This is a genomic window from Streptomyces sp. NPDC048481, from assembly GCF_043200075.1.
GTDB lineage: Bacteria > Actinomycetota > Actinomycetes > Streptomycetales > Streptomycetaceae > Streptomyces.
In genome coordinates, this window is sequence record NZ_JBICXC010000001.1 from 1,327,194 (window position 1) to 1,350,315 (window position 23,122).

Consider the following 23,122-nt stretch of genomic DNA (forward strand, 5'->3'; position numbering starts at 1 on the left):
GCGTGCGCGGCGGCGGCTCCGGGCGCCCCGGCACAGTTCGAGCGGGTCGCGGGCCGGTGCGCGGGGCGGCCGGAGCCCCGGATCCGGCAGCCGCGAGGAGGGGGACGGCGGAGCGCGGCCGCCGTGGACCGGGACGTTCGGGCCGTGTCCGGCGGCGGCGAAACGTACGCTCCCCACCATGCCCCTCAGCCTCACCGTCCTCGGCACCGCCTCTCCGCACCCGGGGCCCGGCCGCCCCTGCTCCGGATACCTGTTGCGCGGCGCGGGCGCGGAGGTGTGGGTGGACGCGGGCACCGGTACGTTCGCCGAGTTGCAGCGGCACACGGACCCCGACCGGCTCACCGCGATCTGGATCTCCCATCTGCACGCCGACCACAGCGCGGACCTCCTCGCCGCCGCCTACGCCTTCGCACACGGCGGGATGACCCCGCCGGCCCCGATCCCGGTGTACGCGCCGCTCGACTGCGCCCGCCGGCTGGCCGGCTTCCTGGGCCGGCCGGACGTACGGTTCCTCGGCGAGTACCTGGACTTCAGACCGCTGTTCGACGGGCACACCGTGCGGCACTGGAACCTGCGCCTCACCTCGCGCGCGGTGGCCCACGACACCGAGGCGTACGCGCTGCGCGCCGAGTGCCAGGGCAGCGTCCTCGTGTACTCGGGGGACAGCGGGCCGTGCGACGCGCTCACCGAACTCGCCTCGGGCGCCGACCTGTTCCTGTGCGAGGCGGACGTCGACCGGCATCGCGAAGGCGAACACGGGCAGCCGGTGCATCTCACGCCCGAGGAGGCCGGCGAGACCGCCCGCAAGGCGGGGGTGCGCGAGCTGTACGTCACCCATGTCGGCCCGACGCTGACCCGCGAGGCCGCGACCGCCCGTGCCGCCGCCGTCTTCGAAGGGCCCACCCGCACGGCGCGCGAGGGCGAGACCATCCCCTTCTGACCCCTCCTGGGGCCCTTGCGTCCCGGCGACCTCAACTTCCTCTGCAAGAAGCATTGACGAAACCCGGGGCCCCTCCTACCTTCAACGCGTCGTACTTCGTACGTCATATATGAGACGCGATACGCGAGATCCGATCAGACACGCGACATCCGAGAGGCGCGCATGACCTCTGTGCCCACGCCGATCCCCTCCCGCACGCAGTACGTGCTGGAGGAGATCAAACGCCGCATCCTCACCGGGCGGCTGACGCCCGGTCAGGCTCTGGTCGAGACCGAGCTCGCCGCGCAGTTCGGGGTCTCCAAGACCCCGGTGCGCGAGGCGCTCAAGACCCTGGCCGGCACCGGCCTGGTCGTCATGAGCCAGTACAAGGGCGTCACGGTGCGCATGGTGGACGCGGACATGGCGCGCGAGGTCTACGACGTACGCCTGCTCCTCGAACCCGAGGCGCTGCGGCGGGCCGTGCGCCGGGGCGCCTCCCTGGACGCCGCCCGCGAGGCGCTGACCATGGCGGACGACGCCGCCGACACCGCCGAACGGTCCCTGGCCAACCGGGAGTTCCACCGCGCCCTGTATCTGCCGTGCGGCAACCCGCTGCTCGGCCGGATGCTCGACGAGGTGCGCGACCAGGCCGCCCTGGTCTCCGCCGTCGCCTGGGCGGCCTCGCCCTCCTGGGAGCGGGAGGCCGGCGAGCACCGCGAGATCCTGCGCCTGGCCCTGGCCGGCGACGCGGACGGCGCGGCCGGCGCCCTGCACGCCCACATCGCGTCCTTCGTGCGCCGGGCGTTCCCCGGGACCGCCGGAACGGACGCCGTCGAAGAGGCCCCGGCCGAGGAAGGTCAGCAATGAGCAGCGTGGCGTTCGAGACCCAGCGGGCGGCCCTGGCCGACGTGGTGGCCATCCCGGTGACCCCGTTCGCCGAGGACGGCGGCGTCGACGTCGCGGCCCACCGCGCCCTGGTCCGCCGGCTGCTCGACGGCGGGATCACCACCCTCACCCCCAACGGCAACACCGGCGAGTTCTACGCTCTCACCCCCGAGGAGCGCCGTCTGGTCACCGAGCTGACCGCGCAGGAGGCCGCCGGGCGGGGCGTGGTCCTCGCCGGGGTCGGGCACGACGTGCCGACCGCCGTCGCGTCCGCCCGGCACGCCCGGGAACTGGGCGCCCGGATGGTGATGGTCCACCAGCCCGTGCACCCCTACGTCTCGCAGAGCGGCTGGGTCGACTATCACCGGGCCATCGCCGAGTCCGTGCCCGAGCTGGGCGTCGTCCCCTACATCCGCAACGCGCGGCTGCGCGGCGAGCGGCTGGCCGAGCTGGCCGACCACTGCCCGAACGTCATCGGAGTCAAGTACGCCGTCCCGGACGCCGCCCGCTTCGCCGCGTTCGCCCGGGACGCCGGCCTGGAGCGCTTCGTCTGGGTCGCCGGTCTCGCCGAGCCGTACGCGCCCTCCTACTTCTCCGCGGGCGCCACCGGCTTCACCTCCGGACTGGTGAACGTCGCCCCGACCGTCTCGCTGAACATGATCGAAGCGCTTCGATCAGGGGACTACCCGGCGGCGATGAAGGTGTGGGAACAGATCAGACGGTTCGAGGAGCTGCGGGCCGCCGACGGCTCCGCCGACAACGTCACCGTCGTCAAGGAGGCTCTTGCCTCCCTCGGCCTGTGCCGTCGCGAGGTGCGTGCGCCGAGCCGGACACTGCCCGAGGGCGCACGGTCCGAGGTCGCCGCGATAGCAGCGGGATGGTCCATATGAAGCGCTTCGACGATCATGCCCCGGACGCCGTCGGCGTCGCCCCCCGCAGGGCGCCCGAGGACCTCCGGAGCCACCAGTGGTACGGCGCGGGGGGCCTGCGCTCCTTCAGCCACCGCGCCCGCACCCGCCAACTCGGCTACCTCCCCGAGGAGCACCTCGGCAAGCCGGTCGTCGCGATCCTCAACACCTGGTCAGACATCAATCCCTGCCACGTCCACCTGCGCGACCGCGCGCAGGCCGTGAAGCGGGGCGTGTGGCAGGCCGGCGGCTTCCCGCTGGAGTTCCCGGTCTCCACGCTCAGCGAGACCTTCCAGAAGCCCACCCCGATGCTCTACCGCAACCTCCTCGCCATGGAGACCGAGGAACTGCTGCGCTCCTACCCGGTCGACGGGGCCGTCCTGATGGGCGGCTGCGACAAGACGACGCCCGCGCTGCTCATGGGCGCCGCGAGCGTCGACCTGCCCACGGTGTTCGTGCCCGCCGGTCCCATGCTGCCCGGCCACTGGCGCGACGAGGTCCTCGGCTCCGGCACCGACATGTGGAAGTACTGGGACGACCACCGGGCCGGCCTCATCGGCGACTGCGAGCTGGCCGAACTGGAGAGCGGCCTCGCCCGCTCGCCGGGCCACTGCATGACGATGGGCACGGCCTCCACGCTGACGGCCGCGGCGGAGGCGCTGGGCGTCACGGTCCCGGGGGCGTCGAGCATCCCGGCCGTGGACTCCGGGCACGACCGGATGGCGGCCGCCGCCGGGATGCGCATCGTCGAACTCGTCCACCGCGACCGCAGGCTGAGCGACATCCTCACCGCGGACGCCTTCGAGGACGCGGTGACGACGGTCCTCGGCCTCGGCGGCTCCACCAACGCGGTGATCCATCTGATCGCGATGGCCGGCCGCGCGGGCGTCGCGCTCACCCTCGACGACTTCGACCGCATCGCCCGCACCGTCCCGGTCCTCGCCAACGTCCGCCCCGGCGGCCGGAAGTACCTCATGGAGGACTTCCACTTCGCCGGCGGCCTGCCCGGCTTCCTCTCCCGCATCACGGACCTGCTCCACCTGGACCGGCCGACCGTCTCGCACGACACGCTGCGCGAGCAGCTCGCCGGCGCGCGCGTGCACGACGACGACGTCATCCGGCCCCGGGACAACCCGGTCGCGAGCGAGGGCGGGGTCGCCGTGCTGCGGGGCAACCTCTGCCCGGACGGCGCCGTCGTCAAGCACATCGCCGCCGAACCCCGCCTGCTCAAGCACACCGGCCCCGCGGTCGTCTTCGACGACTACCGCACGATGCAGCGCACCATCAACGACCCCGGGCTGGGCATCACCGCCGACACCGTCCTGGTCCTTCGGGGCTCCGGTCCCAAGGGCGGCCCCGGCATGCCCGAGTACGGCATGCTGCCCATCCCCGACCATCTCCTCAAGCAGGGGGTGCGCGACATGGTGCGCATCTCCGACGCCCGGATGAGCGGGACGAGTTACGGCGCGTGCGTGCTGCACGTCGCGCCGGAGTCCCACGTCGGCGGACCGCTCGCGCTCGTGCGCACGGGCGACCCGATCACCCTCGACGTCGAGGCCCGCACCCTCCGGCTCGATGTCGACGACGAGGAGCTGGAACGGCGCAGGGCTCGGTGGACGCCACCGCCCGCCCGCTACGAGCGCGGATACGGCGCGCTCTACACCGAACAGATCACCCAGGCCGACACCGGCTGCGACTTCGAGTTCCTGGCCCGCCCGGGCAAGGTCGCGGACCCTTACGCGGGCTGACGGCGACGGGCACGGCCGGGCCCACGCCTGCCCGTGCAGAAAGCGCTTCACCCGCGCAGGCGCAACGCCCGCGACAGCACGACGCACCACGCACGCGAACGCCCGGCGCACCGACAGGCGCACCGAGGGACGTACCGAAAGACGCACCGAGAGACGTACCGAGAACGGAGAACAGTCATGGCCCAAGCCGCAGCCGTGGCGAAACCGCCCGCGCCACCCCGGCGGCGCCGTGCCTCCGCCACGCCCCGCAGGCTGCCGTACCTGCTGATCGCGCCGGCGGCGCTGCTGATGCTGGGCTTCATCGCCTACCCGGTCGTCAGCGTCTTCTACTACAGCCTCCAGAACTTCAACCCGACCAAGCCGTGGCGCAACGGCTTCGCGGGCTTCGACAACTTCACCCGGATCTTCACCGACGACCCGCAGTTCCTGGACACCCTGGCCTTCAGCGCGAAGTGGGTGTTCGTCGAGGTCGGACTGCAACTGCTATTCGGCCTGGCGCTGGCGCTCATCGTCAACCAGACCTTCGCCGGACGGGCGCTGGGCCGCGCGCTGGTGTTCTCGCCCTGGGCCGTCTCGGGCGTGCTGACCTCCGCGATCTGGGTGCTGCTCTACAACTCCCAGACGGGCGTGACCCGTTACCTCGCCGACATGGGGATCGGCGAGTACGGCGCCAGCTGGCTGTCGGACACCTCGACCGTCTTCCCGGCGGTGATCGTCGCCGACCTGTGGCGCGGCGTCCCCTTCTTCGCGATCCTCATCCTCGCCGACCTCCAGTCCGTCTCCAAGGATCTGTACGAGGCCGCCGAGGTCGACGGAGCGAGCCGGATCAAGCAGTTCTGGCACATCACCCTGCCCCACCTGAAGGACGCCATCGTCCTGTCCACGCTGCTGCGCGCGGTGTGGGAGTTCAACAACGTCGACCTGCTCTACACGCTCACCGGCGGCGGCCCGGCGGGGGAGACCACCACCCTCCCGCTCTACATCGCCAACACCAGCGTCGACGCTCACAACTTCGGCTACGCGTCCGCCCTCACCACGGTCGCGTTCGTGATCCTGCTCTTCTGCTCGATGGTCTATCTGCGGCTGAGCAAGTTCGGAGGAGGCGACAAGTGATCACCGAGGAGGCCACCGAGGTCGCGCCCGTCCCCGTGCGCCCGCCCGCCGCGGCCGACCGGCGCCGGCACGGCAGGAAGCGCGCCTGGGACGAGGCCCCGCGCTGGCAGATCTACCTTCCCCTGGGCATCTACCTGGTGTTCACCCTCGTCCCGTTCTACTGGATCCTGCTGTTCGCGCTCCGCCCGGCCGGCTCGACCTCGCTCGTGCCCTGGCCGGTGACCTTCGACCACTTCGAGAAGGTGTGGAACGAACGCGACTTCGGGATCTACTTCCAGAACAGCGTGATCACCGGCGTGGCGACCCTGCTGCTCACCACCGGCGTCGCCCTGGCCGGCGGCTACGCGCTCGCCCGCTTCGACTTCAGGATCAAGCGCGGGTTCATGCTCGCCCTGCTGTGCACCCAGTTCGTGCCGGGCGCGCTGCTCCTCGTGCCGCTGTTCCAGATCTTCGCCCAGCTCAAGATGATCAACTCGTTGGGCAGCGTCATCATCGCCGAGACGGTCTTCCAGCTGCCCCTGTCGATGATCCTCATCAGCGGCTTCATCCGGAACGTCCCCTACTCCCTGGAGGAGGCCGCCTGGGTCGACGGCTGCGGCCGGTTCACCGCCTTCCGCATCGTCGTCCTGCCGCTGCTGCGGCCCGGCCTCATCGCCGTCGGCTCCTTCGCCTTCGTGCACGCCTGGAACCACTTCCTCTTCGCCCTGATGTTCCTGTCCGACCAGACCAAGCAGACGATCCCGGTCGGCCTGAACACCCTCATGAGCGCCGACAGCGTCGACCTGGGCGCGCTGGCCGCGGGCGGCATCATCGCCGCCGTCCCCGTCGTGATCGTCTTCGCCTTCATCCAGAAGTGGCTGATCACCGGCTTCAGCGCGGGGGCGGTGAAGGGATGAGCGCCTCCCGCCGCACCGCGACGGCCGCATCCCCGCCCGCCCTCACCACGGCTCCCGCCTGTGCCGCCGCCCCGGTCGCCGGGGCGGACTCCGCCCGGCCGCCTACCCTGCGTCGAAAGATCGACGGCGCCGCGGCGGCCGGCCGCGAGGCGGCGCCCGGCGCGGGCGCAGGGAGGATCCCATGAACACCCCGGACACCGCCGTTCCCGTCGTCCTCGCGGGCGCACGCGGCCACGGACGCTGGCACCTGGACAACATCCGCAGGCTCCAGGACAAGGGCATCGTCCGGCTGGCCGGCGTCTGCGAACTGACCCCGCTGACCCCGGCCGAGATCCCCGAGGGCCTCGGCACACCCGAGCAGTCCGCCGACTTCGGCGCTCTGCTGGCGACGACCGGCGCCCGCGTCGCCGTCGTCTGCACCCCGATCCCCACCCACACCGACCTCGCGCTGACCGCGGCGGCCAGGGGCGTGCACCTCCTCCTGGAGAAGCCGCCGGCTCCGTCCTACGCCGAGTTCCGCAGGATGGCCGACGGCGTCGCGCGCGCCGGCGTGGCCTGCCAGATCGGGTTCCAGTCGCTGGGCTCGCACGCCCTGCCCGCGATCCGCACCCTGATCCAGGGCGGCGCGATCGGCGAGGTGAGCGGGGTCGGCGGCGCCGGGGCCTGGGCACGCGCCCAGGCGTACTACCGGCGGGCGCCCTGGGCGGGCCGGCGGCGGCTCGACGACGTCGACGTGATCGACGGCGCGCTCACCAACCCGCTGGCGCACGCCGTCGCCACCGCCCTCGCCCTGGCCGGCGCCACCCGCGCCGGCGACGTCGCCCGCATCGAGACCGAGCTGGCGCACGCCAACGAGATCGAGTCCGACGACACCTCCTGCGTCCGGGTGAGCACGGCCGACGGCCGGCAGGTCGTCGTCGCGGCCACACTGTGCGCCGAGGACCCCGACGACCCGTACGTCGTCGTCCACGGCAGCCGCGGCCGCATCACCTACTGGTACAAGCAGGACCGCGTGCTGCTTCAGCGGGCCGGCCACGGCCCCGAGGAGTTCGAGTACGGCAGCACCGACCTGCTGGAGAACCTCGTCGACCACCTCACGGACGGCACGCCGCTGCTGGTCCCGCCCGCCGCGACCGAGTCGTTCATGCGGGTCGTCGAGGCGATCCGGACGGCCCCCGACCCGGTGCGGCTGCCCGAGGGGGTCTGGCGGCTGCTGCCCGACGAGGACCGGCGCGTCGTCCCGGGCGTCGACGCACTGGTCGCGGCCGCCGCCGACACCCTCTGCCTCTACTCCGAACTGGGCGCCCCCTGGGCGTTCCCGACCGCGCACCCGAAAGAGGTGAGCCCCTGATGACCGCACCGGCACCCCACTCTCCGGTCGTCCTGCGCGTCGCCGGCCGCCCGGTCGCCCGCTACGTCGTCCGGCCCGAGCTGCCCGCCAGGCTCTCCCCGCGCCCCTGTCTTCACCCCGTCACCACCCTGGCCGGCACGGCGGTCACCGAGCTGAGCCCCGCCGACCACACCCACCACCTCGGCGTCGGTGTAGCCGTACCCGACGTCGAGGGGCACAACTTCTGGGGCGGCCGCACCTATGTCCGCGACCGCGGCCCGACCGAGCTGGACGATCACGGCGTCCAGTGGCACGCCGCGTTCCAGCTGCGCGACCCCGACGGCTTCGTGGAGGAGCTGCGCTGGGTCGCCTCGGGCACCGAACTGCTGCGGGAGCGCCGTACCGTGGCGGCCACCCCGCTCACGTCCGCCGCCTGGGCGCTCGACTTCACGTTCTCCCTGACCAACGTCACGGCCGGGCCGCTGTCCATCGGCAGCCCGGCGACGAACGGACGCCCCGGCGCGGCCTACGGCGGCTTCTTCTGGCGGGCCAGGAAGCAGGAGACGCCCCCCGAGGCGTTCACTGCGCACGCGCGGGGCGAGGCGGCCGTCCACGGCGCCCGCGCCGACTGGCTCGCCCTGACCGGACACGGCTCGCCGCGCGCCGCCGGATCCGCCCACGGCGGTGCGTGGACCCTCGTCTTCGCCGGCGCCACCGACACCACCCGCCGCGACCCCTGGTTCGTGCGCACCGCCGAGTACCCGGGCGTCGGATCGTCGCTCGCCTTCGCCGAACGGCTGCCTATCCCGCCCGGCGGGACGGCCGTGCGCCGGATCGTCACCGTCGTCGCCGACGGCCGGCTGGACCGCGACGAGGCGGCGGCCCTGGTGCGGAAGGCGGTCACCCGGTGAGACCCGACGCCCGCGAACGACGCGCGACGCACGGACCGGACGACCCGGACGAGCCTGCCCTGGCGCACGGCACGACCGGCCCGCTCGCAGCCGCCGGGACGGACCGTGGGGACCGGCCGGACCGGACCGCCGGGATGTACACCAACCCGATCCTGGACGCCGACTGGTCCGACCCCGACGTCCTGCGCGTCGGCGACGACTTCCACCTCACCGCCTCCAGTTTCGGCCGCGCCCCCGGCCTGCCGCTGCTGCACTCGCGCGACCTGGTCCACTGGACGCTGGTCGGGCACGCGCTGCAACGCCTGGAACCGGCCGACGCGTTCCGGGTCCCGCGCCACGACTGCGGGGTCTGGGCGCCCTCCCTGCGCCACCACGACGGCCGGTTCTGGATCTTCTGGGGCGACCCGGACCACGGCATCTTCCAGGTCAACGCCCCGCAGTTCAGGGGCCCCTGGACCCGGCCGCACCTGGTGAAGCCGGGCCGGGGGCTCATCGACCCCTGCCCGCTGTGGGACGAGGAGACCGGCGAGGCCTACCTGGTGCACGCCTGGGCGAAGTCCCGGTCGGGTGTGAAGAACCGGCTCACCGGCCACCGGATGCACCCCGAGGGGACGGCCGTCCTCGACGAGGGCAAGGTGATCGTCGACGGCGACCGGATCCCCGGCTGGTTCACCCTCGAAGGCCCCAAGCTCTACCGGCACGACGGCTGGTTCGTCGTCCTCGCCCCCGCCGGGGGAGTGGCGACCGGCTGGCAGGGCGCCTTACGCTCCCGCGACTTCTTCGGCCCCTACGAGGAGCGCGTCGTCCTGGAGCAGGGCGACACCGACGTCAACGGCCCGCACCAGGGCGGCTGGGTCCGCACCCCGTCCGGCGAGGACTGGTTCGTGCACTTCCAGCAGCGCGGCGCCTACGGCAGGGTCGTCCATCTCCAGCCGATGCGGTGGAGTCCGGACGGCTGGCCGGTCATCGGCGACGACGGCGTCCCCGTCCTGCGGCACCGGCGGCCCGCGCTGCCCGCGCAGCCGCCGGCCGCGCCCGCCGTCGACGACGACTTCCCCGGCGGACGCTTCGGCCGCCAGTGGTCGTGGACGGCCAACCCCCAGGACGGCTGGGCGGTCCGGCACTCCGCCGACGGACTGCGCCTGGCCTGCGCGCGGACGGCCGACGCGCACGATCTGCGCACCCTGCCGAACGTCCTCACCCAGCGGCTGCCCGGTCGGCCCTCGGCCGTCGAGGTGGGCCTGCGGCTGCACAGCGAGGAACCGGGTGCCCGCGCCGGACTCGCGGTCCTCGGCGACGCGTTCAGCTGGATCGGCCTCCAGCGCGCCGCCGACGGCGCCGTCCACCTGGTGCACCGGTTCGCCGAGCCGGTGGCCGAACGGGAGCGGGACGCCGCCCACCCCGTGCCCGTCCCCGACGGGCCGGTACGGCTGCGCATCGAGATCGGCGCCGGAGCACGCTGCCGGTTCGCCTACGACCTGGGCGACGGCCCGGTTCGCTCCGGCCCCGTCTTCGCCGCCACGCCGTGGCGCTGGGTCGGCGCCCTGCTCGGCCTGTTCGCCCTCGCGCCGCCCGGCACAGGGCACGCGGGAGCCGCCACGTTCGACGCGTTCCGCATCGGACCGCTCTGACTCCTCGGCCCCTCCGTCCCTCCGCCCCCTCCACCCCCCCTTCGTCGTCACCGTTCCGCACGCCTCTGGGAGCCGCAATGACGCACTTCCACAGCAAGCGCTTGCCGACGGCCGTCGCGGCCCCGGCGGCCGTCCTCGCCCTGCCCGCAGGGCCCCGGCCCGACGCGGCCGGCCGGGCCGGGGCCCCCGGCGGCCCGCCCTCCGCCGCGGCCACCGCCCCGGCCCCTGAGGCGCCTTCGGTCCGTCGCGCTCCCGCGACCCCCGAGGCTCCCGAGCCCTTCGCGGCCCCGGCAGCCGCCGTGCCGCCGGCCGGACGCCGGGCGCCCGCCTCACCCCTCGACCCCCCACAACTTCATATGTCCGTTGGGATCCGGAAGATCCAGAAGAAGAGAGCCGACCACATGAAGAGCAGCATCCGCAGAAGCAGGCGAGTCGTCCTGGCCGTCGCCCTGGGCTCCGTGCTCGCGCTGACCGCCACGGCCTGCGGCGACGACGGCAGCGGCGCGGCCGGGGACAAGGGAGGCGACGGCTCCGGCAAGGGGCAGATCACCTTCTGGGACAACAACGGCGGCGTCCGCACCGACGTCTGGAAGGAGATCATCGCCGACTTCGAGAAGGCGAACCCCGACATCAAGGTCAAGTACGTCGGTGTGCCGTCGGACAGCGTCCAGTCCAAGTACGACACCGCCATCCAGGGCGGCGGGCTGCCCGACGTCGGCGGCGTGGGCACCGCGATGCTGGCCGAGATCGCCGCGCAGGGCGCCCTCGAACCGCTGGACGACCGCCTGGAGAAGAGCGGGCTGAGCGCCAAGCTGAACGCGAAGTTCCTGGACGGCGTCAAGGCCGCCGGGATCGACGGCAAGACGTACAGCGTGCCGACCTCCGCCAACAACGGCACCCTCTGGTACCGCACGGACCTGTTCCAGAAGGCGGGCCTGGAGCCGCCGGCCACCTGGACCAAGTTCTACGCGGCCGCCGACAAGCTGACCGACAAGGACAAGAACGCCTTCGGCTACACCATCCGAGGCGGCTCCGGGTCGATCGCCCAGGCGCTGGACGCGACCTACGGGCAGAGCGGCATCACCGAGTTCTGGAACGGCGACAAGACCACGGTCAACGACCCGAAGAACGTGGCCGCGCTGGAGAAGTACGTCGGCCTGTACAAGAAGGACACCCCGTCCGCCGACGTCAACAACGACTTCACCAAGATGGTCGCCCAGTGGGACTCCGGCACCATCGGCATGCTGAGCCACAACCTGGGCTCCTTCGGGGACCACCAGAAGGCGCTGGCCGGCAAGTTCAAGGGCATCCCGGCGCCGACGCAGGACAACGGCATCCGGGTGCAGGTGTCCAACCCGGTCGACGGGCTGGGCCTGTTCAAGTCGAGCAAGAACAAGGCCGCCGCCTGGAAGTTCATCGAGTTCGCCGCCTCGCACGAGTCGAACAGCAAGTGGAACAAGACGGCGGGGCAGGTGCCGGCCAACCTGGAGGCCGCGCAGGACGGCTGGGTGCAGTCCTCCGAGCCGACCAGGCTGGCCGCCGAGGCGCTGACGGGCGCCACCACGAAGATCGTGCAGCTGCCCTACTACCTGCCCGACTGGAACACGATCTCCAAGGCCGACAACGAGCCCAACTTCCAGAAGGTGCTGCTCGGCAAGCAGAGCGCGAAGGACTTCCTGGACACGCTGGCCGACCAGCTGAACGCCGCGCAGGCCGACTGGAAGAAGAACCACAAGTAGTCCCGGCGGACGCGCTCGCGGGGGGACCGCGCGCTCCGGCCGTCACCGGCCGTGTGGTCGCCCCGCCCTCCCGGCACACCCACCGACCCCTCGAAAGGTGTATGTCGTGTCCCTGACCCGCAGACAGGTCACCTCGGCGGCGCTGGCCGCCCTTCCGCTCGGGGCGGCCGCCGCCGCGCCCGCCCGCGCCGGAGCGCGCCGGCCCAGAACCGTCCACCTCGCCGGCGACTCCACCGCGGCGCAGAAGTACTCCGACGCCGCGCCCGAGACCGGATGGGGCATGGCGCTGCCCTTCTTCCTCCGGTCCGGCCTGCCCGTGGCCAACCACGCGCTGAACGGGCGCAGTTCCAAGAGCTTCATCGACGAGGGCCGGCTCGACGCCGTGCTCGCCGCGATCCGGCCGGGGGACCTCCTGCTCGTCCAGTTCGCCCACAACGACGAGAAGAGCACCGACCCCGCCCGCTACACCGAGCCCTGGACGACGTACCAGGAGTGTCTGCGCAGGTATCTCGACGGCGCCCGCGCCAAAGGCGCGCGGCCCGTGCTGGCCACGCCCGTCGAACGGCGCAAGTTCGACGCGGCGGGCACGGCCCGGCCCACGCACGGGGAGTACCCGGCCGCCATGCGCGCGCTGGCCGCGGAGGAGGGCGTGGCGCTGCTCGACGTCCAGGCGCTGTCGCTGGCGCTCTGGCAGCAGCTGGGCGTCGAGGCGACGAAGACGTACTTCAACTGGACCGCGACCGAGCAGGACAACACCCACTTCAACCCGCTGGGCGCCATCGCCGTGGCGCGGCTCGTCGTGCGGGAGCTGCTGCGCACGCGGGTGCTCGAACCGTGCGACGTGCGGCGGCTGCACGACACGATCCCCACGTCCTGGATCACCTGGCCCGCACCCCTGTCGTAGGTCCCCGCGACGACCGCACCGCCCGTCCGGCGCACCACCCGTCCGCCACCGCACCGCCCTTCCGCCGCACCGCCTTTCCTCGGAGGAGACCCGCACCGTGCGTACCCAGTCATGTCATGCCCGCGTCATAGGAACCCTCGCAGGATGCACCGCGCTGGTGCTGTCCGTCACCGCGGCGGCCTCCGCCCAGACGCAGTCCCACCGCTCCCCGTCCCGCGACCTCGGCCGGCAGGTCCTGCCCGCGAACGACGGCTGGGCCGCCCAGGGGACCGGCACCACGGGCGGGTCGGCCGCCGACGCCGCCCACGTCTACACCGTCACCACCTGGGCCGAGTTCAAGGCCGCCCTCGCCGCCGGGGGCTCCGCGCCCAAGATCGTGAAGGTGAAGGGCGTCATCGACGCCGTCGCCGAGGGATGCGACGCCTTCGCCGCCCCCGGCTACGACTTCGACGCCTACCTCGCGAAGTACTCGCCCGAGGCCTGGGGCCTGGACACCGACCTGAGCGCCGAGCCCGACGACAGCCCGGAAGGGCTGCGACGCGCCTCCGCCGCCGCCCAGGACAAGGCCATCAAGGCGAACGTCCCCGCCGACACCACCATCGTCGGCGTCGGCCGCAACGCCGGCTTCAAGGGCGTGAGCCTCCAGATCAAGGCCGTCGACAACGTGATCGTCCGCAACCTGTCCTTCGAGTCCCCCATCGACTGCTTCCCGCAGTGGGACCCCACCGACGGCGACAAGGGCAACTGGAACTCCGAGTACGACACCGCCGTCGTCTACGGCTCCACCCATGTGTGGCTGGACCACAACACGTTCTCCGACGGCTCGCACCCGGACAGCGCCGCGCCCTCCTACTTCGGCATGCTCTACCAGCAGCACGACGGCGAACTGGACATCGTGCGCGGCGCCGACCTCGTCACCGCCTCCTGGAACGTCTTCAGCGAGCACGACAAGACCATCCTCATCGGCAACAGCGACAGCGAGTCGACCGCCGCGGGCGACCGCGGCCACCTGAGGACGACCTTCCACCACAACCTGTTCTCCGGCCTCGTCGAGCGCGCCCCCCGCGTCCGCTTCGGGCAGGTCGACTCCTACAACAACCACTTCGTCGCCGCCGGCGACTACTCCTACAGCTTCGGCATCGGCAAGGAGTCCCGGCTCGTCGCCGAGCACAACGCCTTCACGCTCCCGAAGGGTGTCAGCGCGGCCAAGGTGCTCAAGCGGTGGAACGTCTCGCCGCTGACCGCCGCCGACAACTACGTCAACGGCGTCAGGACCGACCTGATCGCCGTGCACAACGCCGAGATCCCGGCCGAGGCCCTCCCGTCCGGCGCAGGGTGGACGCCCACCCTGCGCACCGCGGTCGACCCGGCGAGGGCGGTGCCCCGGATCGTCGACTGCGGCGCGGGCGCCGGCCGCCTCGGCTGACCCCGCGCGGCCGGGGCGGCGCCCGCCGCCCCGGCCGCTCCCGGCCCGCGCCCCCGCCGCGCACCGACCGCCCGGCGACCCTTACCGCGCTCTCCTCGAACTCCCCGCACCCTGCCCGCAGCAGCGCACCGCCGTACCGCGAAGGAGCACCCCATGCCCTCGCCCCACCCCCGACTTCCCCTGTCCCGGAGGGGATTCCTCGCCGCCGGCGCCGGCACGGCCGCCGCGCTCGGCCTGGCCGCGTCCCCCGCGCGAGCCGCCGGCGGGCGGCGCCCGTTCGGCCGCCACGGCTCCCCGGCCGCCCGGCGCACCCCCCGCACCCTGTACGTCGACCCGCGCGGCCGGGGCGACCACACCTCGGTCGCGGACGCCGTCGCGGCCGCCGCCGGCAGCGGCTGGACCCTCGTCCTCGCGCCCGGCGTCTACCGGGAGAGGGTCGTCCTCGACGCCGCCCGCACGGACGCCACCTGGATCGGCGCCTGCGAGGACCCGCGAGACGTCGTGATCGTCCACGACACCGCGGCCGGCACTCCCAGGCCCGGCGGCGGCGTCTACGGCACCACCGGATCGGCCACCACGACCCTCCAGGCCGCCGGCTTCACCGCCCGCCGGATCACCTTCGCCAACGACTGGCTGCGCGCCGACCACCCCGGCGTCACCGGCACCCAGGCCGTCGCCGTCAAGGTCCAGGGCGACCGCTCCGCCTTCCACCACTGCCGCTTCCTCGGCCACCAGGACACCCTGTACGCCGACTCCCCGGCCCTGACCGCCTTCGCCCGCCAGTACTACGCGGACTGCTACGCCGAGGGGGACGTCGACTTCGTCTTCGGCCGGGCCACGGCCGTCTTCGAGCGCTGCCGCTTCCGCACCCTGGACCGCACCGACCTGACGGCCGCCCCCTACGGCTACGTCTTCGCCCCCTCGACGGCCGGCGCGAACCCGCTCGGGTACCTCGTCGTCCGCGGCCGCATCGACAGCGAGGCGCCGGACGCGTCCTACAAGCTGGCCCGCCCCTGGGTGCCCAGCTCCGACACCACCGCCCGCCCGAGCCTCGTCGTGCGCGACACCCGCCTGGACGCCGGTATCGACGCGGTCGCGCCCTACGCGAATATGTCGGACTCCTTCCCCTGGCAGAGCCAGCGGTTCGCCGAGTACCGCAACAGCGGACCCGGAGCGCGGATCACCGTCCCCGGGAACCGCCCCCAACTCCTTCCGGAACAGGCCCGGTCGGCCACCCGCGCGGCCTACCTCGGCGACTGGGAGCCCTGGCGGGGGGAGTGCTGAGATGCTGCGCCGACGCACCCTCCTCGCGGGCCTGGCGGGCGGCCTGACCGCGGCCGCCGCGGGGAGCCCCCGCCCTCGCGGGCACCGGCCGCCGGGTGCTGCACGTCCGCCCCGGCGACTCCCTCCAGGCCGCCGTGGACGCCGTCGACGGACCCGGCCGGAAGATCGTCGTGCACCCCGGAACCTGCCGAGAGGTGGTCGACGTACCCGCCGGGAAGGCCGGTCTGACGATCCGCGGGGCCTCCCGCGACCCGCGCGCCGCGGTCCTCGTCTTCGGCAACGCCGCCGGGACGCCGAAGCCCGACGGATCCGGCGTCCTCGGCACGGCCGGCTCCGCCACCTTCACCGCCGCCGCGCCCGGCCTGACCGTCCGCGGACCGGGCCCGGCAGGGCGCTTGACCCGTTTTTTGCCCGGCGGGTCTCGCGCTCACCCGTGTGACGCGCGTAGAAAGCCTGTCATGCATAAGCCACTTCGCATCGCGGCCGCGGCCGCGGCCTGTGCCGTCGCCGGCGCCGCCCTGTACGGCGCCGGCGCGGCCACGGCCCACCAGTCCACGGCCAACTCCACGCACGAGCCCTACAACATCGGGCTCCTGGTGAAGGACATCGACACCTACTACGGCACCGCGGCGGACGCCGACGGCGTCTACCAGGCGTCGCCGGCGAGCCCGTACGCCAAGGACCTCGCGAGCATCGACAAGGCCGCGCGGAAGTACATCGACCAGGCCGCCCGCAAGGCGGTCCGGGGGCACCACCGGCCCGCGGTCGTCTTCGACATCGACGACACCCTGCTGCTCAGCCTCGACTACGAGAAGAGGTACAACTACACCTACAACTCCGCCAGTTGGGCGGCCTACGTGAACAAGGCCGACCGTCCGGCCGTCTTCGGCAGCCCCGAGCTCGTGCGGTACGCCGAGAAGAAGGGCGTCGAGGTCTTCTACAACTCGGGCCTCAGCGAGGCGCAGCGCGCCGCCGCCGTCGAGAACCTGAAGAAGGTCGGCGCCGACGTCAACCTCGACGCCGGCCACATGTTCCTCAAGAACGCGGCCGCGCCGCCGTCCTACCTGAGCGCCTGCGCCACCCCGGGCACCTGGACCTGCACCACCGTCCAGTACAAGTCCGGCACCCGCAAGCACATCGAGGACGACCTCGGGTACGACATCATCGCCAACTTCGGCGATCAGTACTCCGACCTCGACGGCGGTCACGCCGACCGCGGGTACAAGCTGCCGAACCCGACGTACTTCGTCAGCTGAGGCGGGTGTGCGGGGGGCCGTCCGGTCCCCCGCACGGCCCGCTCAGCCGCGGTCCCGGTGGGGGGCGAAGCCACCGCCCACGGAGGTCTGCCCGCCGTCCGACCGCCCCGCGACCACGTAGGCGTCCTTCGCCGCGTCCCGGCCGCCGCGGGCGTGGTTGTACTGCCCGGCGAACACCCACTCGCCCTCGGGAACCGTCCGGCCCTCCTTGAGCACCCAGGTGTAGACGAGGAACCCGTCCCGCTCGGCCGCCGTGAACGTGAAGTCGCCCTCCGGCAGCGAACGCCAGGCCCCCGCCGAGGAGACGCCGCCGGTCTGCGCCACCTTCAGCTGCACCGTCAGGCGCGTGAGCGGCTCGGACATCTTGAGCGTGACGTCGCTCTGCGCCCAGAAGTCGTTGCTGTGCGGGTCGACCGAGCCGTCCGACCACAGCGGGCCGTCACTCTCGTCGTCGACCGCCGGCAGCAGCGTGGCCGCGGGGGCGGAAGGCGTCGCCGGGGCGCTCTTCGACGGCGTGGCGCCCGGCCCGGCCGGGTGGCGCGTGCCGCCCCCGGCGCTCGGTGTGGCTCTCGGCGAGGCGGGCGGACGGCTCGTGGCGGCGGGGGAGCCGGACGGCGGCGGGGAGACGACGACCGTCTCCCGCGCCGGGGGCTCGCTCCGCACGGCGGACGCCACCGCGTACCCGCCGGCCGCGAGCATGCCCGCGACGGCGGCCGTGGCGCCCACGATCCGGGTCCAGCTCCACAGGGGCGGCCGGGTCGCCCGGTGGTCCGACCGCCGCCTCTGCCCGGATCCCGCCATGCCGCGCTCGACCCGGGCCAGGATGCGCGCCCGGTCGGGCTCGTGCGCCTCGGCCGCTCCGTGCAGCCGGGCGCGCAGCTCGTCGTGCACGTCCCGCTGCATCGTCATCGGTCCCTTCCCGAGGCCGAGGCCTCACCGGTGCGCACCATGGCGGGCACCTTGAGCGGAGTTCCCTTGCCGCCGAGCAGCTTCTGCAGCTCGGCCATCCCCTTGGAGGTCTGGCTCTTCACCGTACCGACCGAGACCCCGAGGGCGAGCGCCGTGTCCTTCTCCGAGAGATCGAAGGCGTGCCGCAGCACCACACAGGCCCGTTTGCGGAACGGGAGTCTGCGCAGCGCCGACTGCACGTCCACGACGCCGGCGACGTCCGGGTTCTCCGTCCTCTCCTCGCGCTGCGACCAGAACAGCGCGACCCTGCGCCGCTCGCGCACCGCGCTGCGGATGCGGGTGCGGGCCAGGTTGGCGACGACGCCGCGGGCGTAGGCCACCGGGTGGTCGGCCGCCCGCACCCGGTCCCAGCGGTGCCACAGCGCGAGGAGCGCGTCCGCCGCCAGGTCGTCGGCCGCGTCGGCCTCCCCTGTCAGGAGGTGGGCCAGACGCGACAGTTCGGCGTAGTGGCGGTCGAAGAAGGCGTGGAACTCCACCGAGGCGGCGTCGTCGACGACTGTGCCCACGGGTGACCTCTTCTCGGTGTGCCTGTGCGTGTCATGTAAATGACATGGGGATGCCCCGAGGAGGTGGACGGGGCGAGACCGGGAAGCGTAGCAGTGCTCCACGGGCCCCTCTGGTACGGGGGTTCGAACATCATGTGGCGGATCGAACGCGTTCGGACCCCGATTCCCTGACACGACGGGAACCCGGAACCGGTTCGACGGGGGAGCGGGCTACTTCCTCAGCGCCGCCCGCATCATGGCCTTCGCGACGGGCGCGGCCAGCCCGTTGCCGCTGACCTCGGAGCGCGCGGCGTCCGACTGCTCGACCACGACCGCCACGGCGACCTGCCTGCCCGAGGAGTCGGAGGTGCCGTACGAGGTGAACCAGGCGTAGGGGGCCTTGCTGTTGTTCTCGCCGTTCTGGGCCGTGCCCGTCTTGCCGCCGACCTCGACGCCGTCGATGAGCGCGTTCGTGCCCGTGCCCTTCTCGACGACCGTCCGCATCGCCGACCGCAGTTGCTCCGCGGTGGCGGAGCTGACGATCCGCGTGCCCGACGCGTCGTCGTCGTAGTCCTTCAGCACGTTCCCGCCGCCGTCGGTGACCTGCGCGACCATGTGCGGCGAGACCAGCTCGCCGTCGTTGGCGATCGCGGCCGACACCATGGCCATCTGAAGCGGGGTCGCCGTCACGTCGAACTGCCCGATGCCGGTCAGCGCCGTGGACGACTCGTCCATGCCGGACGGGTACACGCTCGGATACGCCCGCACCGGGACGTCCAGGCTGTCGTCGTCGAAGCCGAACCGGTCGGCCATCGCCTTCAGCTTTTCCTGGCCGAGCTGGACCGCCATGTGCGCGAACACGTTGTTGCAGGAGTACTGGAGCGCGACCCGGATCGTGGCGTCCGTGCAGGGCGCGGAGGCGTTCTCGTTCTTCAGGGGCGTCCGTGTGCCCGGCAGCGTGTACGGGTCCTCGCTGTCGGTCTTCACGTCGACCGACTTGTACAGGCCGTCCTCCAGCGCGGCCGCCGCCACCACCAGCTTGAACGTGGAGCCCGGGGCCAGCGGCTGCCGCAGCGCCCGGTTGACGAGGGGCTTGTCGGGGTCCGAGGTCAGCTTCTTCCAGGCCGGCCCGGCGGTGTCGGCGTCGGTCAGCGACGAGGGGTCGTACGACGGCGTCGACACGACGGCGAGGATCTGCCCGGTCTTCGGGTCGATCGCCACGGCAGCGCCCTTCTTGCCGCCGAGGGCGTCGTACCCCGCCTTCTGCACCCGGGGGTCGATGGTCGTGATCACATCACCCGGATCGGCGCGCTGGTTCGTCACCGTGTCCAGCACCGTCTTCAGCCGGGGGTCCGTGCCGTTGAGGACGTCGGCGTAGATCCCCTCAAGCTGGGTCGGCGCATAGGCCTGCGAGGCGTACCCGGTGACCGCCGCGTACAGCTTCCCGTCCGTGTACGTGCGCTTGTACCTGAGATCGCCGCCCGAGGTGGCCGCCGAGCCGGTGACCGCCTTTCCGGCCACCACGATGTTCCCGAGCGGCTCCGCGTACGTCTCGATCGCGTTGCGCCGGTTGCCCTTGTCGTCCGCGAGCGCCCGGCCTTCGTAGAACTGCACCCAGGTCGCCCGCAGCAGCAGGGCGAACACCAGCAGCAGCGCGAAGACCGACGCGCGCCTGATCGTCTTGTTCATTGCGATCGGAAGACGAACGGAACGGAGCCGATCGTTCCCGTCCGGCCGCGGTTCTCATCGACTCCTCATCCGCGGCGGGCTCACCCCTCCAGCCGCAGCACGATCTCCTCGGTGTCCCGGCCGCGTGCGTGCGCGAAGCCGACGGCCCGGGCGGTGGGCCGGAACCCGCACTTCTCCAGCACGCGCAGCGAACCGGCGTTGTCGGCCGCCGCCCGCGCGAACAGCGGGCGCTCCGGGACCTCGGCGAGCAGGGCCGACAGGGCCAGGGTGGCGATGCCCCGGCCCCAGTACGCCCGGTCCACCCAGTAGGTCACCTCGCGCTCGCCGGGCGGCCCGTAGACCGCCGCGCTGCCGACGACGTCACCGTCGGCGAGGATCGTGCGCGGCACGTCGGACGACGCGCGCACGCGCCGCCAGTGGGCGTCGAAGGCGTCCCGGTCGGCCGGGTCCTTCGGGGTGAAGGCGGCCGTCATGAGGGACTCGGGGTCGTTCATCTGCCGGAAGAACACCGGCAGATCGCTGTCGTGGACCCGGCGCAGGGCGATCTGCATGCCCCGAGCCTACGTCCCCCGTCCGGGCCCCGGGCTCACAGCCGCCGGGTGGCCAGCGTGAGGCGGTCGCGCGCGTCGAACAGCGCGTCCTTGACCATCTGCTCGTGGGCGGGCGTGAGCCGCGCCACCGGTACCGAGCAGCTGATCGCGTCCCTGGCCGGCGTGCGGTACGGGATGGCCACGCCGAAGCAGCGCAGCCCCAGCGTGTTCTCCTCGCGGTCCACCGAGTAGCCCTGCTCGCGGATCTGGTGCAGCTCCTCGATGAGCTTCTCGCGGTCCGTGATGGTGTGCTCGGTGAGCGCGGGCAGCGACTCCGGCAGCATCTTGCGGACCTGCTCGTCGGAGTAGGTGCTCAGCAGCGCCTTGCCGAGCGAGGTGGAGTGCGCGGGCAGCCGGCGGCCGACCCGGGTGAAGGGGCGCAGGTAGTGCTGCGACTGACGGGTGGCGAGGTAGACGACGTTGGTCCCGTCGAGCCGGGCCAGGTGGATGGTCTCGGTGGTGTCGTCCGAGAGCCGGTCCAGGGTCGGGCGGGCGGCCGCGACCACCTCGTCGCCGTCGATGTAGGAGGTGCCGACGAGCAGCGCGCGCACCCCGATGCCGTACCGCGTGCCCGTCGCGTCCGTCTCCACCCAGCCCAGATCCACCAGGGTGCGCAGCAGCATGTAGAGGCTCGACTTGGGGTACCCGACGGCCTCCTGGACCGACGCGAGGGAGTGCATTCCGGGGCGGCCGGCGAAGTATTCCAGCAGCTCAACCGTCCGCACCGCGGACTTGACCTGCGCTCCGCCCCCCGTCTCGCCAGCCGACATCGCCCTTGACCCCTTCGTTCGACGGGAAATACGCTCCGACAGCATATTCACCATCAGAGACAGCGTTCAGTATATCGAACGGCCCTGATGGGTGAGCCAGTACCAAACGTGGAGGGACCCGCGGTGGCAGCAGCACCAGTCTGGAGTGTCGACCCCCGAACCGGGAAGCAGCGTGAACAGGTTGCGGTGGAGGCCACGGCCCAGGAGGTCGACGCCGTCGTCCGTGCCGCCCGTGAAGCGCGCGGCTCCCTCGCGGACCGTACCGTCCGCGCCGCCTTCCTGCGCTCCGCCGCCGACCGGCTCCAGGCGGCCAGGGACACCCTCGTCGAGGTGGCCGACGCGGAGACCGCGCTCGGCCCGGTCCGCCTGACCGGCGAGCTGGCCCGCACCTGCTTCCAGCTGCGCGCGTTCGCCGACATCGTCGACGAGGGCGCCTTCCTCGACATCGTCGTCGACCACCCCGACGACACCGCCACCCCGCCCATCCCCGACCTGCGCCGCTACAAGGTGCCGCTCGGCGTGGTGGCCGTCTACTCCGCGTCGAACTTCCCCTTCGCCTTCTCGGTCGCGGGCGGCGACACCGCGAGCGCCCTCGCGGCCGGCAACCCGGTCGTCGTCAAGTCCCACCCCGACCACCCGGGCCTGTCCGAGCTGGTCGCCAAGGTGGTGCGCAACGCCGCCGCCGAGCACGGCATCCCCGCGGACGTGCTGGGCCTGGTCCACGGCTTCGAGGCCGGCGTCGAGCTGATCAGGCACCCGCTGGTCGCCGCGGCCGGGTTCACCGGCTCGATCCGCGGCGGACGCGCCCTGTTCGACGCGGCTGCGGCCCGCCCCGTGCCGATCCCCTTCCACGGTGAGCTGGGCTCGCTGAACCCCGTCGTGGTGACCGAGGCGGCCGCCGCCGAGCGTGCCGAGGCCATCGGCGCCGGACTCGCCGGCTCGATGACGTTGGGCGTCGGCCAGTTCTGCGTCAAGCCCGGCCTGGTGCTGGTGCCCTCCGGCGCGGCCGGCGACGGACTGGTCAAGTCGCTGACGGACGCGGTGAGCGACACCGACGCGGGCGTGCTGCTCGACCACCGGATGCGGGACAACTTCATCGCCGGGGTCGCCGAGCGCGCGGAACTGGCGGACGTGGACTCGCCGGTGACGCCCGGCGCGGGCGGGGAGCACACCGTCAGCGCGGGCTTCCTGACCGTGCCCGCCGCCCGGCTCGCCGCCGAGGGCGAGCACGACCTCCTCCTGGAGGAGTGCTTCGGCCCGGTCACCGTCGTGGCCCGCTACGAGGACGAGAGCGAGGTCAGGGCCGTGCTGTCGCGGCTGCCGGGCAACCTCACGGCGACCGTCCAGCTCTCCGAGGACGAGGCCGCGGGCGAGGGACGCGGCGGGGAGATCCTCGCCGAGCTGACCCCGCTCGCCGGGCGCGTGCTCGTGAACGGCTGGCCCACGGGCGTCGCCGTCGCGCCGGCCCAGCACCACGGCGGGCCCTACCCGGCCACGACGTCGACCTCCACCTCGGTGGGCGGCACGGCGATCGAGCGCTGGCTGCGCCCCGTCGTCTACCAGAACACCCCCGCCGCGCTGCTGCCCGTGGAGCTGCGGGACGAGAACGAGCTGGGGCTTCCCCGGAGGTTCAACGGCCGTCTGGAGCGCTGACGCCCGGCCCGCCCTC

Annotated in this window: 20 protein-coding genes and 1 pseudogene; 16 read left to right on the plus strand and 5 right to left on the minus strand. The window is 72.9% G+C overall.

Features of this window, described 5'->3' with window-relative positions; all coding sequences use genetic code 11:
* Nucleotides 1-178: 178 nt before the first annotated feature.
* The 15 genes and pseudogenes from ACGFSH_RS05670 (at nt 179) to ACGFSH_RS05740 (ending at nt 16,950) form a co-directional block, all read left to right on the plus strand.
* Nucleotides 179-940 (plus strand): MBL fold metallo-hydrolase, encoded by a 762-nt coding sequence (locus tag ACGFSH_RS05670; protein WP_393345243.1) that lies wholly within the window; start codon nt 179-181, stop codon nt 938-940.
* 162 nt (nt 941-1,102) lie between these two features.
* A complete protein-coding gene (locus ACGFSH_RS05675) occupies nt 1,103-1,786 on the plus strand; it encodes a GntR family transcriptional regulator (RefSeq protein WP_393345245.1) in 684 nt (227 codons plus the stop codon).
* Nucleotides 1,783-2,694 carry a dihydrodipicolinate synthase family protein gene (locus tag ACGFSH_RS05680; RefSeq protein WP_393345246.1) on the plus strand — a complete coding sequence of 304 codons (912 nt, stop codon included), beginning with the start codon at nt 1,783-1,785 and terminating at the stop codon, nt 2,692-2,694. Before ACGFSH_RS05675 ends, ACGFSH_RS05680 begins: the two co-directional genes overlap by 4 nt.
* Entirely contained in the window at nt 2,691-4,460 is a 1,770-nt protein-coding gene (gene araD, locus ACGFSH_RS05685) for an L-arabinonate dehydratase (protein WP_393345248.1), read from the plus strand. The genes ACGFSH_RS05680 and araD overlap by 4 nt, the downstream gene beginning before the upstream one ends.
* A 177-nt stretch (nt 4,461-4,637) precedes the next feature.
* Nucleotides 4,638-5,573, plus strand: coding sequence for a carbohydrate ABC transporter permease (locus tag ACGFSH_RS05690; RefSeq protein WP_393345250.1), 936 nt, complete (start codon nt 4,638-4,640; stop codon nt 5,571-5,573).
* Nucleotides 5,570-6,469, plus strand: a complete 900-nt coding sequence (locus ACGFSH_RS05695; protein ID WP_393345252.1) for a carbohydrate ABC transporter permease — start codon at nt 5,570-5,572, stop codon at nt 6,467-6,469. Before ACGFSH_RS05690 ends, ACGFSH_RS05695 begins: the two co-directional genes overlap by 4 nt.
* A 181-nt stretch (nt 6,470-6,650) precedes the next feature.
* A complete protein-coding gene (locus ACGFSH_RS05700; protein ID WP_393345253.1) occupies nt 6,651-7,820 on the plus strand; it encodes a Gfo/Idh/MocA family protein in 1,170 nt (389 codons plus the stop codon).
* Complete coding sequence (locus ACGFSH_RS05705) at nt 7,820-8,710, plus strand: PmoA family protein (protein ID WP_393345255.1); 891 nt, start codon at nt 7,820-7,822, stop codon at nt 8,708-8,710. Before ACGFSH_RS05700 ends, ACGFSH_RS05705 begins: the two co-directional genes overlap by 1 nt.
* A 134-nt stretch (nt 8,711-8,844) precedes the next feature.
* On the plus strand, nt 8,845-10,341 hold the full coding sequence (locus tag ACGFSH_RS05710) for a family 43 glycosylhydrolase (protein ID WP_393345506.1): 1,497 nt from the start codon (nt 8,845-8,847) through the stop codon (nt 10,339-10,341).
* 401 nt (nt 10,342-10,742) lie between these two features.
* On the plus strand, nt 10,743-12,080 hold the full coding sequence (locus ACGFSH_RS05715) for an ABC transporter substrate-binding protein (RefSeq protein WP_393345257.1): 1,338 nt from the start codon (nt 10,743-10,745) through the stop codon (nt 12,078-12,080).
* A 106-nt stretch (nt 12,081-12,186) separates the two neighbouring features.
* Nucleotides 12,187-12,984 carry a rhamnogalacturonan acetylesterase gene (locus tag ACGFSH_RS05720; protein ID WP_393345259.1) on the plus strand — a complete coding sequence of 266 codons (798 nt, stop codon included), beginning with the start codon at nt 12,187-12,189 and terminating at the stop codon, nt 12,982-12,984.
* Nucleotides 12,985-13,081: 97 nt separating this feature from the next.
* Entirely contained in the window at nt 13,082-14,410 is a 1,329-nt protein-coding gene (locus ACGFSH_RS05725; protein ID WP_393345261.1) for a polysaccharide lyase family 1 protein, read from the plus strand.
* 153 nt (nt 14,411-14,563) lie between these two features.
* A complete protein-coding gene (locus ACGFSH_RS05730; protein WP_393345263.1) occupies nt 14,564-15,694 on the plus strand; it encodes a pectinesterase family protein in 1,131 nt (376 codons plus the stop codon).
* 4 nt (nt 15,695-15,698) lie between these two features.
* Nucleotides 15,699-16,068: pseudogene (locus ACGFSH_RS05735) on the plus strand (pectin esterase); the annotation flags it as partial.
* 84 nt (nt 16,069-16,152) lie between these two features.
* Nucleotides 16,153-16,950, plus strand: a complete 798-nt coding sequence (locus ACGFSH_RS05740; RefSeq protein ID WP_393345508.1) for an HAD family acid phosphatase — start codon at nt 16,153-16,155, stop codon at nt 16,948-16,950.
* Nucleotides 16,951-16,992: 42 nt separating this feature from the next.
* Here the strand turns inward: ACGFSH_RS05740 and ACGFSH_RS05745 are convergent, their stop codons facing one another.
* The 5 genes from ACGFSH_RS05745 to ACGFSH_RS05765 all read right to left on the minus strand — a co-directional run bounded on the left by ACGFSH_RS05745 (nt 16,993) and on the right by ACGFSH_RS05765 (nt 21,453).
* A complete protein-coding gene (locus ACGFSH_RS05745) occupies nt 16,993-17,859 on the minus strand; it encodes a hypothetical protein (RefSeq protein ID WP_393345265.1) in 867 nt (288 codons plus the stop codon).
* Complete coding sequence (locus tag ACGFSH_RS05750) at nt 17,856-18,425, minus strand: SigE family RNA polymerase sigma factor (protein WP_393345267.1); 570 nt, start codon at nt 18,423-18,425, stop codon at nt 17,856-17,858. Before ACGFSH_RS05750 ends, ACGFSH_RS05745 begins: the two co-directional genes overlap by 4 nt.
* A 210-nt stretch (nt 18,426-18,635) precedes the next feature.
* Nucleotides 18,636-20,093, minus strand: a complete 1,458-nt coding sequence (locus ACGFSH_RS05755) for a peptidoglycan D,D-transpeptidase FtsI family protein (RefSeq protein ID WP_393345268.1) — start codon at nt 20,091-20,093, stop codon at nt 18,636-18,638.
* 80 nt (nt 20,094-20,173) lie between these two features.
* Entirely contained in the window at nt 20,174-20,644 is a 471-nt protein-coding gene (locus ACGFSH_RS05760) for a GNAT family N-acetyltransferase (RefSeq protein WP_393345270.1), read from the minus strand.
* Nucleotides 20,645-20,679: 35 nt separating this feature from the next.
* A complete protein-coding gene (locus ACGFSH_RS05765; RefSeq protein ID WP_393345272.1) occupies nt 20,680-21,453 on the minus strand; it encodes an IclR family transcriptional regulator in 774 nt (257 codons plus the stop codon).
* Between the two features lie 123 nt (nt 21,454-21,576).
* Between ACGFSH_RS05765 and ACGFSH_RS05770 the strand changes: the two genes are divergently transcribed.
* Entirely contained in the window at nt 21,577-23,106 is a 1,530-nt protein-coding gene (locus ACGFSH_RS05770) for an aldehyde dehydrogenase (NADP(+)) (RefSeq protein WP_393345273.1), read from the plus strand.
* Nucleotides 23,107-23,122 lie beyond the last annotated feature (16 nt).

What these genes read in the sequence shown, in the direction of transcription:
- araD (WP_393345248.1), top strand. Translation starts at nt 2,691, where the DNA reads ATGAAGCGCTTCGACGATCATGCCCCGGACGCCGTCGGCGTCGCCCCC.
- ACGFSH_RS05760 (WP_393345270.1), bottom strand. Translation starts at nt 20,644, where the DNA reads ATGCAGATCGCCCTGCGCCGGGTCCACGACAGCGATCTGCCGGTGTTC.
- ACGFSH_RS05710 (WP_393345506.1), top strand. Translation starts at nt 8,845, where the DNA reads ATGTACACCAACCCGATCCTGGACGCCGACTGGTCCGACCCCGACGTC.
- ACGFSH_RS05705 (WP_393345255.1), top strand. Translation starts at nt 7,820, where the DNA reads ATGACCGCACCGGCACCCCACTCTCCGGTCGTCCTGCGCGTCGCCGGC.
- ACGFSH_RS05740 (WP_393345508.1), top strand. Translation starts at nt 16,153, where the DNA reads ATGCATAAGCCACTTCGCATCGCGGCCGCGGCCGCGGCCTGTGCCGTC.
- ACGFSH_RS05765 (WP_393345272.1), bottom strand. Translation starts at nt 21,453, where the DNA reads ATGTCGGCTGGCGAGACGGGGGGCGGAGCGCAGGTCAAGTCCGCGGTG.
- ACGFSH_RS05755 (WP_393345268.1), bottom strand. Translation starts at nt 20,093, where the DNA reads ATGAACAAGACGATCAGGCGCGCGTCGGTCTTCGCGCTGCTGCTGGTG.
- ACGFSH_RS05700 (WP_393345253.1), top strand. Translation starts at nt 6,651, where the DNA reads ATGAACACCCCGGACACCGCCGTTCCCGTCGTCCTCGCGGGCGCACGC.
- ACGFSH_RS05670 (WP_393345243.1), top strand. Translation starts at nt 179, where the DNA reads ATGCCCCTCAGCCTCACCGTCCTCGGCACCGCCTCTCCGCACCCGGGG.
- ACGFSH_RS05675 (WP_393345245.1), top strand. Translation starts at nt 1,103, where the DNA reads ATGACCTCTGTGCCCACGCCGATCCCCTCCCGCACGCAGTACGTGCTG.
- ACGFSH_RS05680 (WP_393345246.1), top strand. Translation starts at nt 1,783, where the DNA reads ATGAGCAGCGTGGCGTTCGAGACCCAGCGGGCGGCCCTGGCCGACGTG.
- ACGFSH_RS05715 (WP_393345257.1), top strand. Translation starts at nt 10,743, where the DNA reads ATGAAGAGCAGCATCCGCAGAAGCAGGCGAGTCGTCCTGGCCGTCGCC.
- ACGFSH_RS05690 (WP_393345250.1), top strand. Translation starts at nt 4,638, where the DNA reads ATGGCCCAAGCCGCAGCCGTGGCGAAACCGCCCGCGCCACCCCGGCGG.
- ACGFSH_RS05730 (WP_393345263.1), top strand. Translation starts at nt 14,564, where the DNA reads ATGCCCTCGCCCCACCCCCGACTTCCCCTGTCCCGGAGGGGATTCCTC.
- ACGFSH_RS05745 (WP_393345265.1), bottom strand. Translation starts at nt 17,859, where the DNA reads ATGACGATGCAGCGGGACGTGCACGACGAGCTGCGCGCCCGGCTGCAC.